We start from the raw sequence: 14,324 nt of genomic DNA, 5'->3' as shown, positions 1-14,324 counted from the left end.
GTTCGATCAGCTCCCACTGCTCATCGGTCAGATCCGAGGGGTAACGATCAGGGGGCATCCAGCCACCCTGGCGATCCGTACGCCGATCGTCACCCCACCACGCCGAACATGAACGATCTTCTCAAACGCGCACTTACAACCTTGGCGACCAGCGGCAACGCCGTCCAGAAACCTCTATCCAGAAACGTTGGCGAGTCGGCCCTGTGGCAGCGGAGGCCGAGCCGGGCGGACGCCCCTGCTCGGCGGCGACGGCGACCCGCTCGAACTCCACCTCGGCGTGGGGGCCGCCCAGCGAATACCGGCACGTTGGGCCGGCGGCTCCTCGTCGCGCTGTCCGATGCGGCCGACGAGCTCGGCTGGGGCGAACCCGCAGCGGCCGCGGCCAAGGCAGCCCGCCTGGGTGGCGCAAGCGCGGTGAGGGCTGCCGGCGGGCAGTTCCCATCGGCTTTCTTACGTCGACTTGCCTGCCCGCGCCGGCCTCGGCTGTTGCGCCCACGGAGCGATCGCCTGCATGAAGGCCAGCACGTTGCGCTCGTAGCCGTAGCGCGTGGCCGCTGGCTCGCGGGCTGGCCAGGCTGGGGTTGCCTTTTCATTTGTGGGGGTCAATATGTCAATAAGGTCGTTTTGTCACCAAGGACGGAAGGGCCTGATCCATGGCGGCACGCCGCGGCGGTACCGATCGGAGCGGGACGGGACAGGGGATGGTTCCGTTTGTCCTGCTCGCGTTGGCCGATGCTCCCAGGCACGGCTATGTGTTGGCCGGGTACCTGGCCGATCTCGGTTTCCGGCGGGCCGCGCAAGATGCGTCGGTGGTGTACCGGGTGTTGCGCCAGCTGGCGGAGGAGGACCTGGTGATGGCGGAATGGATGCTGGGTGATGACGCACCGCCGCGCCGCACCTACCGCCTGACCCCGGCGGGTGAGGCCTACCTGCACGAACGCGCGGCGGATCTGCAGCGACAGGCCGAGCGCATCGAGGTGTTCCTCGACCGCTATCGCCACCTGTTTCCCGCAGGGCAGACCACGTCAACGCCGCCTCGCCATCCAGCGAGACCAGGCGAGACACCCAACGACGCAAACGGCCAGTGACCGAGACCGGACAGGGAGACGGACATGCACGCTCGAGGTGAGGCGCACCGACAGGATCGCGCACCGCAGTTATCGCGCCGGGACGCGGTGACGGCCACCGGCCTGCTCGCGCTGGCAACGGCAGGCGTAACGGGGTGGACGAGAAGCGCGTCGGCGACCAGCACGACGCCGGGCCAGGCGGCAGCGATCAGAACCACCGTCCGCCTGGCCAGCGTCACCACCGTCCAGGACGGAGGCCTGCTGCCGCGCCTGCTCGCCCCGTTCGAAGCGCGAACCGGCCGGCGCGTGCAGGTCTACATCGGAGAAGACGTGTACGCCAGGGCCCGCGCCGGCGAGGCCGACCTGGTCTTCTCCCACTTCGGGCACACCGACGCCCACGCGTTCATCATCGAGGGCCTTGGCCAATGGCCACGGACGGTGTTGTTCAACGCCACCGCGTTGATCATGCACACGAGCGACCCGGCCGGCGTGGCAGGGTTCACCGATCCCGTGGCGGCCTTTGGTCGCATCGCCGCCGTGCGTGCGCCCTTCATCGCCACCGCCACGCCGGGGCTGACCTACATCGCCGACATCCTGTGGAACGCCGCCGGTCGACCGGACAAGACCGGCTGGTACCACGACACGGGACTCCAGCCGCAAGCGGCCATGCGGGCGGCCGCTCAACAGGGGGGCTACAGCCTCTGGGGCCTCACGCCGTTCCTCCTCTGGCAGCAGGACAACCCGCTCTCCTTACGCCCTGTGCTATATGGCGATGAGATGTTCCACCGCATCATGGTGTCGGTCGTGGTCAACCCGGCCAGGTTCCCCCGCGCGAACGTGGCCGGCGCGCTGGCCCTGCAGGACCACCTGCTCCGGCCCGCCACCCAAGCGCTGATCCAAAACCACCGCCTCCCCGGCCTGGACCAGCCCCTGTTCTGGCCGGCGGGCCGCGACAACGCCTCCGGACTTCTGCCCGCCCCGGCGGGCGCCCGCCCCGGCCCCGGATAGCAGCGTGGGTACCCCGCACAGGCACCCACACCGCGGCGGGCCGATGACCGGCCTAGACGGTTCACTCGATCGATTGCCCCGGGTCGGGACGCCTGCCACCTCACCGGACCCATGAACCGGAGTGCTCCGCCAAACAGGCGCCGGCGCCCCGCGGCGGCGCCTGGAGCGGCCCGTCCCCCGACGACCTGGCCGTCGTCCTGCGGGTAGCCAGATCCCGGCCCGTCAAAATTCCGCCACCCGTACGACGCGCCCAACCGGCAGCAGCATTCCCGACCGGAACCGGCCACCGCCTCCTGCATGCTCGTGCCATGCGCTGGATGGCGGCGACCGGCATCGGGGAGGCCGGTCGGTGGGAGCGCCGCCTGGCCGCGGGGTCAGGTCAGTCAGGGCCTGGACGGCGTACAGGCCGGCCAGAGCGGTGGCCAAGGCACCCAGGAGCAGCCGGAGCGCGGTCTCCGGCAGCCGGGGCTGCAGGTGAGCGCCGACGTAGCCGCCGATCAGCCCACCCAGCCCGCACAGCAGGCCCAACCCCCACTCAGGCGCGATATCGCCAGGGGTGCTCAGCGCCAGCACGGCGTAGGTGAGCGCCCCGGCGGTCGAGGTAATGAACGTCGTGGCCAGCGCGGCGGGGGCGACCTTGGTGACCGGGAGTCCACGCCCCACCAGGATCGGCCCGAGCAGCGACCCGCCGCCGATGCCGTACATCCCGCCCACCATCCCCCCGACCACCGCAAGCGCGGTGATCGCAGGCGGCGACGGGCCGTCCGGCGCGTCGTGGCCGCGGGCCGGGCGCAGCGTGCGCACGCACAGCCATAAGCCCACCGGGAACAGCAGACAGGCCACCCGGAGGCGAAACACTCCAGGCCGGGCAGGAGGAAGACCCGCGCCAGCGCACCGATGACGACGCCGGGCAAGGTGCCCAGCACCAGCAGGCGGGTCAGCGGCCCGCCGAGATGGCCGCGCTTGCGGTAGCGCAGCAACGCCCCCGGTGTGGCCACGACGTTGAATAACAGGTTGGTCGGCGTCACCGCTGGGTTGGGCACGTTCAACACGCTGATCTGGACCGGAAGCAGGAATACCGCTCCAGACACCCCGACGGGGGTGGTCACCACCGAGATCAGCAGGCTTGCGACGAACCCCAGCAGTTCCTGCCACCAGCTCACGGACGTACCACTCGAACGCTCACGCCCACATTGTTCGACGTGGTGATATGAGGCGGACGCGGGGGTGGACCTGCGGCGGAGCCGTTTCGTACGGTAAGCGCCTTCCCGCAGGCCAGGGCGGGTGCCGCACGGGGCCGTGTATCCTTTCGCCGGCCAGCGGGTCGGTTACGCCCGGATCTCCAGCGGGTCGGTTACGCCCGGATCTCCAGCGCGTCGCAGAACGTGGACGGGCAGAGCGACGCGCTGAGCGCGGCGGGCTGCGAGAAGGTCTTCGCCGACACCGCGCCGGAGAAGCTGACCGAGCGCCCCGAACTGACGCGCTCAGGCGCCGGCGCGCTTGAGCAGTTCGTGCAGGAGGGCGACCACCTCGCCGGGGGTGAAGCCCATCGCGTTCTGGCCGACGGTCACCTCGAAGCTGCACCGGGACGGGTCCGGCCCGGATCGGACGCGGCCGTACAGCTGGATGCCGTGCTCGGCGAGCATGGCGGCGCCGGCGCTCTCAACGGCCCGCCGGAGGGCCGGCAGGTGGATGTGGAAGATCGGCGTCTGCGGAGGGTCGGGGAAGGCGCGGGCGGCGCCGTCGGCGTTGACGGCCGCCGCGATCGCGATGGCGTGCTCGCGGTAGGCGGGCATCCGCTCGGCGATCGTGTCGAGGCCGACCAGGGCGGACAGGGCGAGCGGCCACGCGTCGCGAATGCCGCCGCCGAGCCGTTGCCGCCAGGTCCTGGCGATGGCCACGGTGGCGGCGTCGGCGACGAGCACGGCGCCGCGGGTGCCCAGCAGGCTCTTGTACAGCGAGACGTACACAGTGTCGAACAGCGCGGCGATCTCGTCCAGCGGCCGGCCGTAATAGGTCTGGGCCTCCCAGATGCGGGCGCCGTCCAGGTGCGGAGCGGCGCCGCCTTCCCGCGCCCGCGCGACCTGCGCGAGCAGGTCGTCCCACTCGGGCAGCAGTCCGCCGATGTCGCGTTGCGGTAGTTCCCACACCACCGCGGCGAGGGGCTCGCCGATCGCCGCCAGGTCGGCGGCGGTCATCAGCTCGTGCAGGTCGCCGGTCCGGCGCAACCGCAGGCCGTGGACGGCGTTGTAGCCCTGCTCCTCCCACACGTCCAGGTGGGATTGGGGGTGCGCGGCGAAGGTACGGCGGCCGCTGCGCTCGGCGTGCACCCGCAGCGCGACCTGCTGGGCCATCGTCCCGCTGGGGAAGAACAGGGCGGCCTCCTTGCCCAGGAGCGCGGACAGGCGCTGTTCGAGCACCGCGACCGGGCCGTCGGGGCCGTCGGGCGGGGTGTCGTCGTCCACGAGGGCGAGCATGCGCTGCAGCACGGCGCGCGGCCCGCGCCCGAGGGGCGCGTGCAGGAACAGGGATCGCAGGACGGGCGGGAGGGGTCGGTCATGGTCGGGCTCCTTTGTCAGGTAAGGGCTGGGGTGGCGGTAGGCGTGCTATCTCGGCTGCCAGCGGCCGAGCTTCTTGGAGACGAGGGTGGCACCGAGGCGCTGGTAGAAGCGTTGCGCGCCGGCGTTGGCCTCGGCCACCTCCCAGCGGATCACCTTGCCGTCGGCGACTTCGGCGATGGCGCGCATCAGTTGCTCGCCTACGCCGTGGCCGCGTTCTGCGTCGGTCACGTACAGGTCGTCCAGGTGGAGGTAGTCCTGGCCGGACCAGAAGCTGATCCGCTGCAGCCAGGAGACGTAGCCGATGGCCCGGCCGTCCCGCTCGGCGATCAGATAGCCGACCTCCGGGCGGGCCAGCAGCCGCTTCAGGTCATCAGCGGCCACGGTGACGCCCCAGCCCTGGTCTTGGTGCTCGGCCAGGCCCCGGATGAGGCCGTGCACGATGGCGGCGTCATCGGGGGTGGCGCGACGGATCGATATCACGGGATCTCCCAGGTAGAGGGTTCGGCGGGTGGCAGGGGGTGGTGTGCTGGCGGGTCCTCTGCCGGGCAGGCGAGCCGGGCGGTCAGTGGCCGGGGGTGTTGCCGGTGGGCGGGAGGTGGCCGAGCCGGCGCAGCGCCAGGACGGCCGCGCCGGCGGCGATGACCGCGGCGATGACGGCCGCCGTGGTGAGCCCGCCGGTGAACGCCTCCCGGGCGGGGGCGAGTACGGCCGCGCCCAGCTCGCCGGGCAGGGTCTGCGCCGCGGTGACCGCGCCGCCGAGGCTGTCACGGCTCGCGGCGGCGGCCTCGGGCGGCAGAGCCGCGGGCAGCTCGGCGCTGATCTGGCCGCGGTAGACGGCGGCGGCGATGCTGCCGAGGATCGCGATACCGAGCGAGATGCCCAGATCGCTGCAGGTGGTGGCCAGCCCGGACGCCGCGCCGGCCTTGTTCGGCGGCACCGAGCCGACGACCAGGTTGGTGGTCAGCGCCATCGACGGGGCGACCGCCGGATACAGCACGATGAAGCCCGCGACCAGGAGCGGCAGCCCGCCGGTGGCGCCGACCTGGGTGAGCATCAGGTAGCCGAGCACCTGGACGGCCAGCCCGGCCGCGATGAGCCGTCCCGGGCGGAAGCGCCGGGCCAGGATGGGCGAGGCGGTGGAGACGAGCACCAGCAGCGCCGCGGCGGGCAGCACCCACAGAGCCGCCTGCAGCGGCGACAGGCCTTCCACCAGTTGCAGGTACTGGGTGATGAGCAGGTAGACGCCGCCGAGCGCGGTCGCGGCGAGCAGGAACACGCCCAGCGCGCCGCCGACCACGCGGTTGGCGAACAGCCGCACGTCCACCAGCGGCTCGGGCAGGCGCAGCTGGCGCACGACGAACCAGGCGCCGAACGCCAGCCCGATCACCATGGCGGCCACCGCGACGGCCAGGCGGCCGTCCTTGCCGAGTTCCTTGACGCCGTAGACGATCGGCAGCAGGGTGGCCAGCGACAGCAGCACGCTGAGCAGATCCACCCGGCCGGCGGCGGGGTTGCGGTGGGCGGGCAGCAGCAGCGGTGCGCCGATCGCCACGATCGCCATGACCGGCACCGCGATCAGGAAGGCCGCCCGCCAGGAGAACGCCTCCAGCAGCGCGCCGCCGGCCACCGGGCCAAGCCCGGTGCCGACCGAGATGGCGCCCGACCACACCCCGACCGCCACGGCTTGCCGGCGCCGGTCGGTGAACGTGGCGAAGATCAGCCCCAGCGTGGCGGGCATCTGGGTGGCAGCGGCGACGCCCAGGACGGCCCGCCAGACGATCAGCCAGCCGGGGTCGGAGGTGCTGGCGGCGAGCACCGAGACGACGGCGAAGACGACCGCGCCGCCGGTCAGCAGCCGCCGGTGGCCGATCCGGTCGCCGAGCGTGCCCATGGTGACCAGCAGGCCGGCCATCAAAAAGCCGTAGATGTCGATGATCCACAACGTCTGGGTGCTGCTCGGCCGCAGGTCGGCGGTCAGCTGGGGGATGGCCAGGAACAGCACGGTCAGCATCATGAACAGCAGCAGCGCGGGCAGGACCAGCACGCCCAGGGCGAGCCACTGTTTCACGCCGGTGCGTGGGCCGGAGCCGATGTCCGCGGTCGTCATGAGAGGGGTGTCCTTTCATCGTCGGGCGGGGGAGGCGTTGCGCCGCCCCTCCTCGACGGTGGGTGGGATGGCCAGGCCGGGTACGGTACGGCCGTTGGGTATCTGGAGGAGCGAGAGGAACCCTACCCCGGCTAGGTATAAGGGGGATGTACGGGTCCGGTGGAAGAGAACGTGCAGGAGCGGGGGCTCAGCCGTGTTCGGCGTGCCGGCCGTGGTCGGTGACCTGGGCGTCGAACCATGTGTGCAACGCCTTGACCAGGGAGGCGTCGGCGGTGGTGTAGGTGATTCGGGCGCCGGCGGGCAGTTCGGTGTAGCGGATGTCGATGCGGTCGTGGCCTTGTTCGAGCTCGCGCAGGCCCGGCATCTGGCCGCCGTGGATGGAGGCGGGATCGCCGTAGTCGCCCTTGCTGAAGCCCGCCGCCTCTTCGGTCAGGTGCTCGCGAACCAGCCTGACCTGTTCGGCGTCGGCCGGGTCCTCGGAGGTGACGGTCTGCACGCCGCCGTCGGCGGCCTTGGCGAAGCGGTGCGTGGTGCGCTCCAGATCGAACGGCATCACCTGGCGGCTCCTGGCCGCGATCTCGGCCTGTCGGGCGGCCAGCGCCTGCTGCTCGTTGCGGCTGATGAGCACGTACGCGGTCGTGGCGACGACGACGAGCGCGAGCGCCGCGATCAGCGCCTGGACACGTCGATTCTTAGGTTTCATCGATGGCCTTTGTGAGGGTCGTCAGGGCGCGCAGCACGTCGATGCGTTCGCCCTCGGGAACACGGTCGAGAACGGCGGAGAACCGCTTGGCTCGGGCCTCGGCCAGCCGGGCCGCGGCCTGCACCCCGTGCGGGGTGAGCTGGACCAGCACCCCGCGCCCGTCGCCGGGTGCGGGAGTGCGCTCGGCCCAGCCGCGGTTGATCAGCTGGGTGACCAGCCGGCTGGTGGTGCTCTTCTCCAGCCGCAGCCGATGCGCCAGCTCGCTTTGGCGCAACGCGCCGTCCCTGGCCAGCTCGCCCAGTGCGTGCGCCTCCGAGGTCGGGATGGGCTGCCCGCATGGGGTCTGGTCCGGCTGATGGAGACCGAAGGCCCGCACGAAGCGCGCCACGGCCTCCTGGAGTTCACGATCATCCGCCATGGTTCGACCATACAACTAGATGGTTGTGCTGTACAACCAGTGACCGGCGAGGTGCGGGTGCTGGGCTTCCGGCCGGGCCGTCTGGCACGGGCCGACGGTCAGGCCACCTGGGCATCGCCATCGATGCGGGCGAAGTGATGCGAGGAAACGGGGCCAGAAGTTGTCAGATCTCGTCATCGTCGACATCGGGGGCATCCGGATCGCGCAGGCTGCGGATTGCTCCGGGGGCCAGCTCGGGAAGCAGGAAACTGTAGGCACCATGCACGCCCAGGTACCGGCTGACGAACGGCGACAAGCGGGCCATGTCCTCCTCGCGGACCGGGTAGCCCTGTGCCCGCAACTGCCGCGCCGCCGCATCCAGATACACAGTCATCCACAAAACGACGCAATTCAGGACGAGCCCGAGCATGCCGAGCTGATTCTCCAGCCCCGCGCGCGCAGCGGTGGTAGAGCTCGCCCTTCTTGCCGTGGCAGATCTTGCGCGCCAGGGCGTGGCGCCCTTCCTGCAGGTTGCGGATGTGTTTGATATCGCGGCGATAGGTCTCATCCACGTCGATGTAGGCGAGGATGTGCATCGATTTGAAGATCCGGCCGTAGGCGGCACCCGCAGGATGTCCGGCCACATCCGCGCCACCTTGCGCAGGTCGATCCGCCCGCGGGCGAAGGTGTTCAGTGGCCCGTAATCGGCGCCGGCTCGATCCGCCAGCCTTTCCGGTCGGGCAGGTCCGCCAGCGCGGGCCGGTAGGAGATGTCCAGCAGTTCCAGCAGGCCGAAGGTCAGGTCACTATAAGATCCGGTGTCCGACTCGACGATCTCGGGCAGTTCCCTGCCATCCAGCCCGAAGCTGACGTGGACCATGTGCAGGGAGTCGCGAACCGTCCCGGTCGCGATCTTCGCGCCTCGCCCGATTCCTTGATCATTTACTGGGGCAGAGCCAGGTCATACCGCGCTTGGAGCCGAAGAATTTGCGGTTGGGACGGGCGAAGGCGGCCGGCACCGGGACCACGAACCGCATCCCGTCGACCGCAGCGGCCATGCCGCCGCCCCACGCCTGTGCCAGCGGCAGCCCGGCCTGCCAGGCCACCAGCGGCGCGTCGGCCAGGCTGAGCGTCTCGGGCCGGAAGTAGTTCTGGAACACGTGCGACAGGCGCGAGCGCTGCAGGGCGGGCACGGCGGCTTTGGCGATCGGCCGGTAACCGACGTTCATGGACTGCGCGGCCAGGCACGCCGCGACCGAGGTCGGCAGGTCCTCCAGCCAGGAGCGGCCGCCCGACACCGCGGTGAACGCCTCCACCAGCTGAGGCTCCCAGCTCATCACCTCCAAGATGACCTCAGGAAGGTCCACCCGCGGCAGCATCGCCGTGGTGCGGTTGCGCAGGTCGATCAGCGACGGCGGCTCCTCGATTGGCCTTCACGCCGGTCAGGTGGATCTTTCCGGCGTCATCGATGCGGACCTCGGCGTTGGCCTCCAGCCGGTCGCCGACCTCCCGGTAGGTGGCGTCCAGCGCGCGAGCGTGGCCGGCCAGCAGCGCCTGCGGATCCTCCGGCAGGCCGAGCGCGGTGAGCACGTCCGGCCGGACCGCCTCCCACGTCTCGCCGTCCAGGAGCCGGGCCTGGGGGGTGAGCCACTTGGTGGAGGCCTCGGCGTAGATCTCGCGGCGCTTGAGATGCCGATGGAACTGCTCCAGCAGGCAGAAGGTATACGCGTGCCTGTTCACCGCGCCGCCGTCCTCGAAAGCCGGGTGGCCGAACACCAGGCGCTTCCACGGGCCGGTCACCACGGCCGCCTCGATCAGGCGGGCGGGGATCAGCGGCGCCGGCAGCCGGCCGCGGTAGGCCAGCACGCCGGGCAGGCGCCGCATCGCCGCCAGCACCGGGGCGCCTTCCGCGTTCGCGCCGAAACTGATCACCTTGGGCAGCAGCTTCAACAGCCCCGATACCGTGCTGTAGCGGCCGATGAGCTCGCTGCGCCAGTCCTCAGGATCTGCCGCGTCGGCCGGCAGTACGTTCTCATTCACCAGCACCAGCGCGGCCCGCAGCTCCGCCCGCGAGATCACCGCCTCGATCGCCTCCCACACCTCCGACACCCGCGGCTCTTCCTCCTCACCGCCCCACGAGTCGGAGTCGAACAACGCCTCCACCGCCACCGCCAGCCGGGCCGAGGCTCTGGCCAGCTTCGGGTGCTTGCGGACCTTGTCCTTGTCCGCGGCCGTCTGCGCCTTGTTCAGCAGCTCGGCCTCATCAGCAGGTCCAGCAACTCCAGGGTGTCGTCGACCGACTTGGCCTCCAAGAACGCGACCGTGGCCAGCAGCGTCGCCAACCGGCGGCCATCGCGATGGCGGCGGATCTGCGAGGCATCCGCGCTCATCCCGTACTTGGCCAGCTCCGCCAACCTGTAAGTTCCGGCGATAAATGGCCAGGAATCTCCGGCGCTACGTGGCCAGACATGATCCTTTGACGGCAAAAGGACGGCCCCGCCATGTGGCGGGGCCGGGGGTGTCGATGTGGTGGGTCGCGGGTTCGAGGCGGGAGGCTCACATGACGCCGATGATCAGGTTCTCGCGGGCGGCTTCGACGACTTCCTTGGTCACGGTGGTGAGCTGGTTGATCTCCAGGACGCGTTCGATCTGGTCGACGAGGCGGGTGATGAGGCGGAAGTTGCCGCTGGTTATGCGGGTGATGGCGGCGATGGCCTCGGTGGTGGCGAAATCGTCGCTCGCGCCGAGGCCGAGGTGGGGCCATTTGCGGTCCAGGACGTGAGCCTGTTCGTCGATGGACAGGGGTTTGTAGTGGTGGATGAAGCCGACCCGGGAGTAGAGCTGGGGGTAGCGGGCGAGGCGTTTTTCGATGCCGGGCATGCCGATGAGGATCACGCCGATGCCGGTGCGGTCGTGGTGGTCGCGGAGTTGTTCGAGCCCGGCCGTTTGAGCCGGTCGGCTTCGTCCACGATCAGGAGCTCGGCACCGGTGGAGCTGGTTCCTGGTGGAGGGTTGTCGCCGTTGCCCCGGCCGGTCTGCAGCATGAGGTCGACGGTGCGGCCGAGCCGGTCGCATAGCAGGGAGATCTCTTTGTCGAGTTTGTCCGGGGTGCTGTGGACTTTGGGGGTGTACATGACGGCGCGGACGGCCAGGACGTCGTCGGCCTCGGGAGCGGCGGCCGATCCCTGCCCGTTGAGGTGCGGGGCGAGCTGGTCCCAGCGGGTGTAGGCGCGGGCGGATTCGGTCTTGCCGACGCCGGGGCCGCCGTAGCACAGGCCGATGTAGCGCTTGCGGCGGACGGCTTCGGCGAACTCGCCGAATCTGCGGTGCTCCTTGGTCACCATGAGCGGCGCGGGCGCCGGCTCGGATCGGTTCGCCGGGGCGGGGCCGGGCGCGGGACGGTCGGTGGTGTAGGCGCGTGCCGTGGGGCCGGGGGCGCTGGGCGGGCTGGCCGGGGGCGGGGCTGGGTGAGGGTCGGGAGTGCTGTCGCCTGGGGCAGAGGGCTCATCCACGCCGGGTGTCTTTCCGGCCGGAGCGCCGCTCACTCATTCCAGTAGCGTTTGAGTCGCGGACCGTCAGCAGGGGTAGGAGTGTCGCCTGTGTCGTGAGTGGTGGCGGCCTGGTCGGAGGTGTTCCACTGGCGCAGCCCGGTCGTTGCGGGGTAGGCGGCGGGCAGCGGTTCGTCGTGCAGGGCCAGCAGGGTGTCGACGACGGTGCTGCGGGTGGCGAGCCAGCCGCGCAGCTGTTTGCGGCGGGCGTTGCGGGCGGCGGTGATCTCTTTGAGGCTGACGGTCTCGCCGGACAGTTCCGGGCAGATCGCCCGGCACAGGAAGGTGTTGTCGGTGCCGTCGGGGTGGCGCAGGTAGACGCGGATCTCGGTGATGTCGCGGGGGTCGTAGCGGATGGTGACCTGTTCGCCGACGTAGTCGGCCAGGACCGGGTCGATGTAGCGCAGGGCCAGGAACTGGATGCCGTCGGTGTGCACCTTGCGCGGCTTGGCGACGGTGCACAGCAGCAGGTCCAGCTGCTCCAGGGAGTCGGGCATGCGCGGGATGAACGCGCCGCCCTCCCACCGGGCCTGCGGCGGGAGGCGGGTTTCGGAGTGCGGCCGCAGGTTGTAGACCTCGCGGATGAATCGGCCGATCGCGGCGTCGAGCTCGGTCAGGGTGAGCTTGGCCTGGGCGGCGCGGTCCTTGCTGCCCTTGGGGGCGTAGCCGGGCAGGTGGGCCAGGCACATCTGGTTCATGGTCTCCATGAACCGTTCGATCTTGCCGTGGCCGTGCGGCTGGCCCTTCTTGCTGAACATCGGCCGCACCCGCAGGTCGGCCATCACCTGTTCCAGATGCGAGGAGGTGAAATCCGGGCCGTGGTCGAGGTGGAACACCTCGGGGATGCCGCACACGTGCCAGCCCGGTTCGGTTTTGCGCCAGATCGCCTGCCGGAAGGCCAGCGCGGTGGACAGCGCCGAGGGCGCTTCCAGGTTGACCGCGTACCCGGCGATCGCGCGGGAGTGGTCGTCCTCGATGGCGGTCAGCCACGGCCGGGCCGGCCGGCCCTTGGGGTCCACGACCCACAGATCCAGCTCGGTGTGGTCGGCCTGCCAGACCTGGTTCGGCTTGGATGCCTCCCTGCGATGCACCAGCTCATACACCTCCCGGTAGCGTTTGGTGCCCTCCACCCCGAGCGCGACGAGCGCCGGACCGAGGTTGCGGACGATCTCGTGCACGGTGGAGTAGCCGGGAACCGGCCACCCCTGTGCGGTGGCGACGCTGGCGGCCTGCCGGTGGATCACCGCGACACTTCTGCGGGGCGGACGCAGCGCCAGGCCCTCGATCAGCAGCCGCAACGGCTCGGGCATCTTGACCCGGCCGCGGTCCGCGCGCGGCCGGCGCACCAGAGCGGCCAGGCCGCCAGTTCGGTAGGCGGCACGCCAGCGGCGCAGCGTCCGCTCGGGAACTCCGCATGAGGCGGCGACGTGGGCCAGCGGGACATCGTCTTCGAGGTGGGGCCGCAGCAGCCGCCAGCGCTCGATCGCCGCCCGGCGTTGAGCCTCGCTGAAGCCCGTCAGCGCGGCGGAGTCCCCATTGTCCCCATTCTGCGCGGCTGCTTCCATCAACCGACCCTTCTTGACCGCCATGACCTCACTGCGCTGGTCCCGTCCGGAGTATTCCCGCCCCGCTCACGAAACTCGCCGACAGTTCACACAGTCATGCGCGGTCGCCGGCAGCGGTCGCCGGCAGAGGCAGCAACCGGCTGGGGCCGCAGGTAGCCGTACACGCTCTCGTCGCTGATCCTGAACTGCCTGGCCAGCGTAGAGCTGGGTTCGCCGGCCGGGCTGCCGCTCATGCGCTCTGCTGGGCTTTCGCGCGGTCCAGGACCCGGTAGACGGTGGGCCGGGAGACGGTGAAGAGCTCGGCCAGGTCGGCGATGGTGTAGTCGCCGCTGGCGTGCATCCGGCACAGCTCGCCTTGCTGGCGGGCGGTCAGCTTGGGTTTCTTGCCCTTGAGCTTGCCCTTGGCGCGGGCCACGGCCATGCCTTCGCGGGTGCGCATGCGCAGCAGGTCGACTTCGAATTCGGCGAAGGTGGCCAGGATGTTGAAGAACATCTTCCCCATCGGGTCGGTGGGGTCATACAGGGTGCCGCCGAGGGAGAGTTTGATGCCGCGGTTGGCGAGGGAGTCGCCGATGTCGCGGGCGTCGGGGACGGAGCGGGCCAGCCGATCGAGTTTGGGGACGACCAGGGTGTCGCCCGCGCGGACGGCGGCCAGGGCTTGGTCGAGGCCGGGACGGGCGCGGTTGGTACCGGTCAGGCCGTGGTCGAGGTAGATGCGTTCGTCGGCGACGCCGAGGCCGAGCAGGATCTGGCGTTGGGCGGTGAGATCTTGTTCGTCGGTGGAGCAGCGGGCGTAGCCGATCAAGGTGGCGGTCACCGCAGCAGCGTAACGTTTGACACCCCTTCACCGGACACTTCACCGGACCACCTATATGAGACGGCTCCGCCGCTGGTCGGGATCTTCACCAGTTCCTGATCGGCGGTGTCCGGTGGAGGTTCCCCTAACGGACACTCCGAAGGGGGTCGGTCGCCGAACGCGCACTCAAACCCAAACCCCAAGCAGGGCTTCACGCCCGGACTGCAATGCCCTGGACGCGAAGCATGGCAGCGGCAACCGCCCGGCGCCTGACGTTCGAACCCAAGGCAAACCGGCACACCAGAACAATATTCCGGCAGTCGCGAGGTTCTCGGGTATTGACGATGATCCAATCCAAGGTGATCATCCTACCTGGACTCCCTTTTTGATCACCGTCAACACCACCGCCCGGAGAGACATTTTCCAGGCGGACGTACGCCATTTCCCCCGACCCGTCCGGACCGACGTCTCCGGCTGCTGAAATTTCACCTCGAGAATGGCGAAAACGTCAAGAGTTAACTTTTTGGTTTCTATCCATTCGGCCCACACATTGTAAAATAGACATTAAGATAG

At 70.1% G+C, this 14,324-nt stretch carries 17 protein-coding genes and 2 pseudogenes; 2 read left to right on the top strand and 17 right to left on the bottom strand.

Annotated elements, in window-relative coordinates:
* Window positions 1-701: 701 nt before the first annotated feature.
* Entirely contained in the window at window positions 702-1,088 is a 387-nt protein-coding gene (locus tag ABEA43_RS61745; protein WP_345578137.1) for a helix-turn-helix transcriptional regulator, read from the top strand.
* Window positions 1,089-1,112: 24 nt separating this feature from the next.
* On the top strand, window positions 1,113-2,075 hold the full coding sequence (locus ABEA43_RS61740) for a substrate-binding domain-containing protein (RefSeq protein ID WP_345578134.1): 963 nt from the start codon (window positions 1,113-1,115) through the stop codon (window positions 2,073-2,075).
* Between the two features lie 222 nt (window positions 2,076-2,297).
* On the opposite strand, the gene ABEA43_RS61735 is transcribed toward ABEA43_RS61740, so the two are convergent.
* The 17 genes and pseudogenes from ABEA43_RS61735 to ABEA43_RS61660 form a co-directional block, all read right to left on the bottom strand.
* A complete protein-coding gene (locus ABEA43_RS61735; RefSeq protein ID WP_345578131.1) occupies window positions 2,298-2,897 on the bottom strand; it encodes a TSUP family transporter in 600 nt (199 codons plus the stop codon).
* Between the two features lie 107 nt (window positions 2,898-3,004).
* Window positions 3,005-3,166: pseudogene (locus tag ABEA43_RS68520) on the bottom strand (sulfite exporter TauE/SafE family protein); the annotation flags it as partial.
* Between the two features lie 393 nt (window positions 3,167-3,559).
* Window positions 3,560-4,564: a threonine aldolase family protein gene (locus tag ABEA43_RS61730; protein WP_345578128.1), complete on the bottom strand. Its 1,005-nt coding sequence runs from the start codon at window positions 4,562-4,564 to the stop codon at window positions 3,560-3,562.
* A gap of 117 nt (window positions 4,565-4,681) precedes the next feature.
* Window positions 4,682-5,116 carry a GNAT family N-acetyltransferase gene (locus ABEA43_RS61725; RefSeq protein WP_345578125.1) on the bottom strand — a complete coding sequence of 145 codons (435 nt, stop codon included), beginning with the start codon at window positions 5,114-5,116 and terminating at the stop codon, window positions 4,682-4,684.
* Window positions 5,117-5,198: 82 nt separating this feature from the next.
* Complete coding sequence (locus tag ABEA43_RS61720) at window positions 5,199-6,743, bottom strand: MFS transporter (RefSeq protein ID WP_345578122.1); 1,545 nt, start codon at window positions 6,741-6,743, stop codon at window positions 5,199-5,201.
* Window positions 6,744-6,930: 187 nt separating this feature from the next.
* Entirely contained in the window at window positions 6,931-7,446 is a 516-nt protein-coding gene (locus tag ABEA43_RS61715; RefSeq protein ID WP_345578119.1) for a hypothetical protein, read from the bottom strand.
* Complete coding sequence (locus tag ABEA43_RS61710; protein WP_345578116.1) at window positions 7,436-7,864, bottom strand: MarR family winged helix-turn-helix transcriptional regulator; 429 nt, start codon at window positions 7,862-7,864, stop codon at window positions 7,436-7,438. Before ABEA43_RS61710 ends, ABEA43_RS61715 begins: the two co-directional genes overlap by 11 nt.
* Before the next feature lie 163 nt (window positions 7,865-8,027).
* Entirely contained in the window at window positions 8,028-8,411 is a 384-nt protein-coding gene (locus ABEA43_RS61705) for a Tn3 family transposase (protein ID WP_345578113.1), read from the bottom strand.
* Window positions 8,389-8,439: pseudogene (locus ABEA43_RS68515) on the bottom strand (hypothetical protein); the annotation flags it as partial. The gene ABEA43_RS61705 and the pseudogene ABEA43_RS68515, both read right to left, overlap by 23 nt.
* A 94-nt stretch (window positions 8,440-8,533) precedes the next feature.
* Window positions 8,534-8,728: a Tn3 family transposase gene (locus tag ABEA43_RS61695; protein ID WP_345578151.1), complete on the bottom strand. Its 195-nt coding sequence runs from the start codon at window positions 8,726-8,728 to the stop codon at window positions 8,534-8,536.
* A gap of 52 nt (window positions 8,729-8,780) precedes the next feature.
* The gene (locus tag ABEA43_RS61690) at window positions 8,781-9,221 is read right to left on the bottom strand and encodes a Tn3 family transposase (protein WP_345578110.1); all 441 of its coding nucleotides are present in this window, start codon (window positions 9,219-9,221) and stop codon (window positions 8,781-8,783) included.
* Window positions 9,196-9,996: a hypothetical protein gene (locus ABEA43_RS61685; RefSeq protein WP_345578107.1), complete on the bottom strand. Its 801-nt coding sequence runs from the start codon at window positions 9,994-9,996 to the stop codon at window positions 9,196-9,198. Before ABEA43_RS61685 ends, ABEA43_RS61690 begins: the two co-directional genes overlap by 26 nt.
* Window positions 9,997-10,088: 92 nt before the next feature.
* A complete protein-coding gene (locus ABEA43_RS61680) occupies window positions 10,089-10,256 on the bottom strand; it encodes a hypothetical protein (RefSeq protein WP_345578104.1) in 168 nt (55 codons plus the stop codon).
* 142 nt (window positions 10,257-10,398) lie between these two features.
* Window positions 10,399-10,722, bottom strand: coding sequence for a TniB family NTP-binding protein (locus ABEA43_RS61675; protein ID WP_345578101.1), 324 nt, complete (start codon window positions 10,720-10,722; stop codon window positions 10,399-10,401).
* Between the two features lie 11 nt (window positions 10,723-10,733).
* Window positions 10,734-11,354: an AAA family ATPase gene (locus ABEA43_RS61670; RefSeq protein ID WP_345578098.1), complete on the bottom strand. Its 621-nt coding sequence runs from the start codon at window positions 11,352-11,354 to the stop codon at window positions 10,734-10,736.
* Window positions 11,355-11,383: 29 nt separating this feature from the next.
* A complete protein-coding gene (locus ABEA43_RS61665) occupies window positions 11,384-12,955 on the bottom strand; it encodes a Mu transposase C-terminal domain-containing protein (RefSeq protein ID WP_345578095.1) in 1,572 nt (523 codons plus the stop codon).
* A gap of 229 nt (window positions 12,956-13,184) precedes the next feature.
* On the bottom strand, window positions 13,185-13,772 hold the full coding sequence (locus tag ABEA43_RS61660) for a recombinase family protein (protein WP_345578092.1): 588 nt from the start codon (window positions 13,770-13,772) through the stop codon (window positions 13,185-13,187).
* Window positions 13,773-14,324: the final 552 nt, after the last annotated feature.

It is taken from the genome of Nonomuraea rosea (genome assembly GCF_039539705.1).
GTDB classification, from domain to species: domain Bacteria; phylum Actinomycetota; class Actinomycetes; order Streptosporangiales; family Streptosporangiaceae; genus Nonomuraea; species Nonomuraea rosea.
This window is presented reverse-complemented; position numbering and strand designations above follow the sequence as displayed.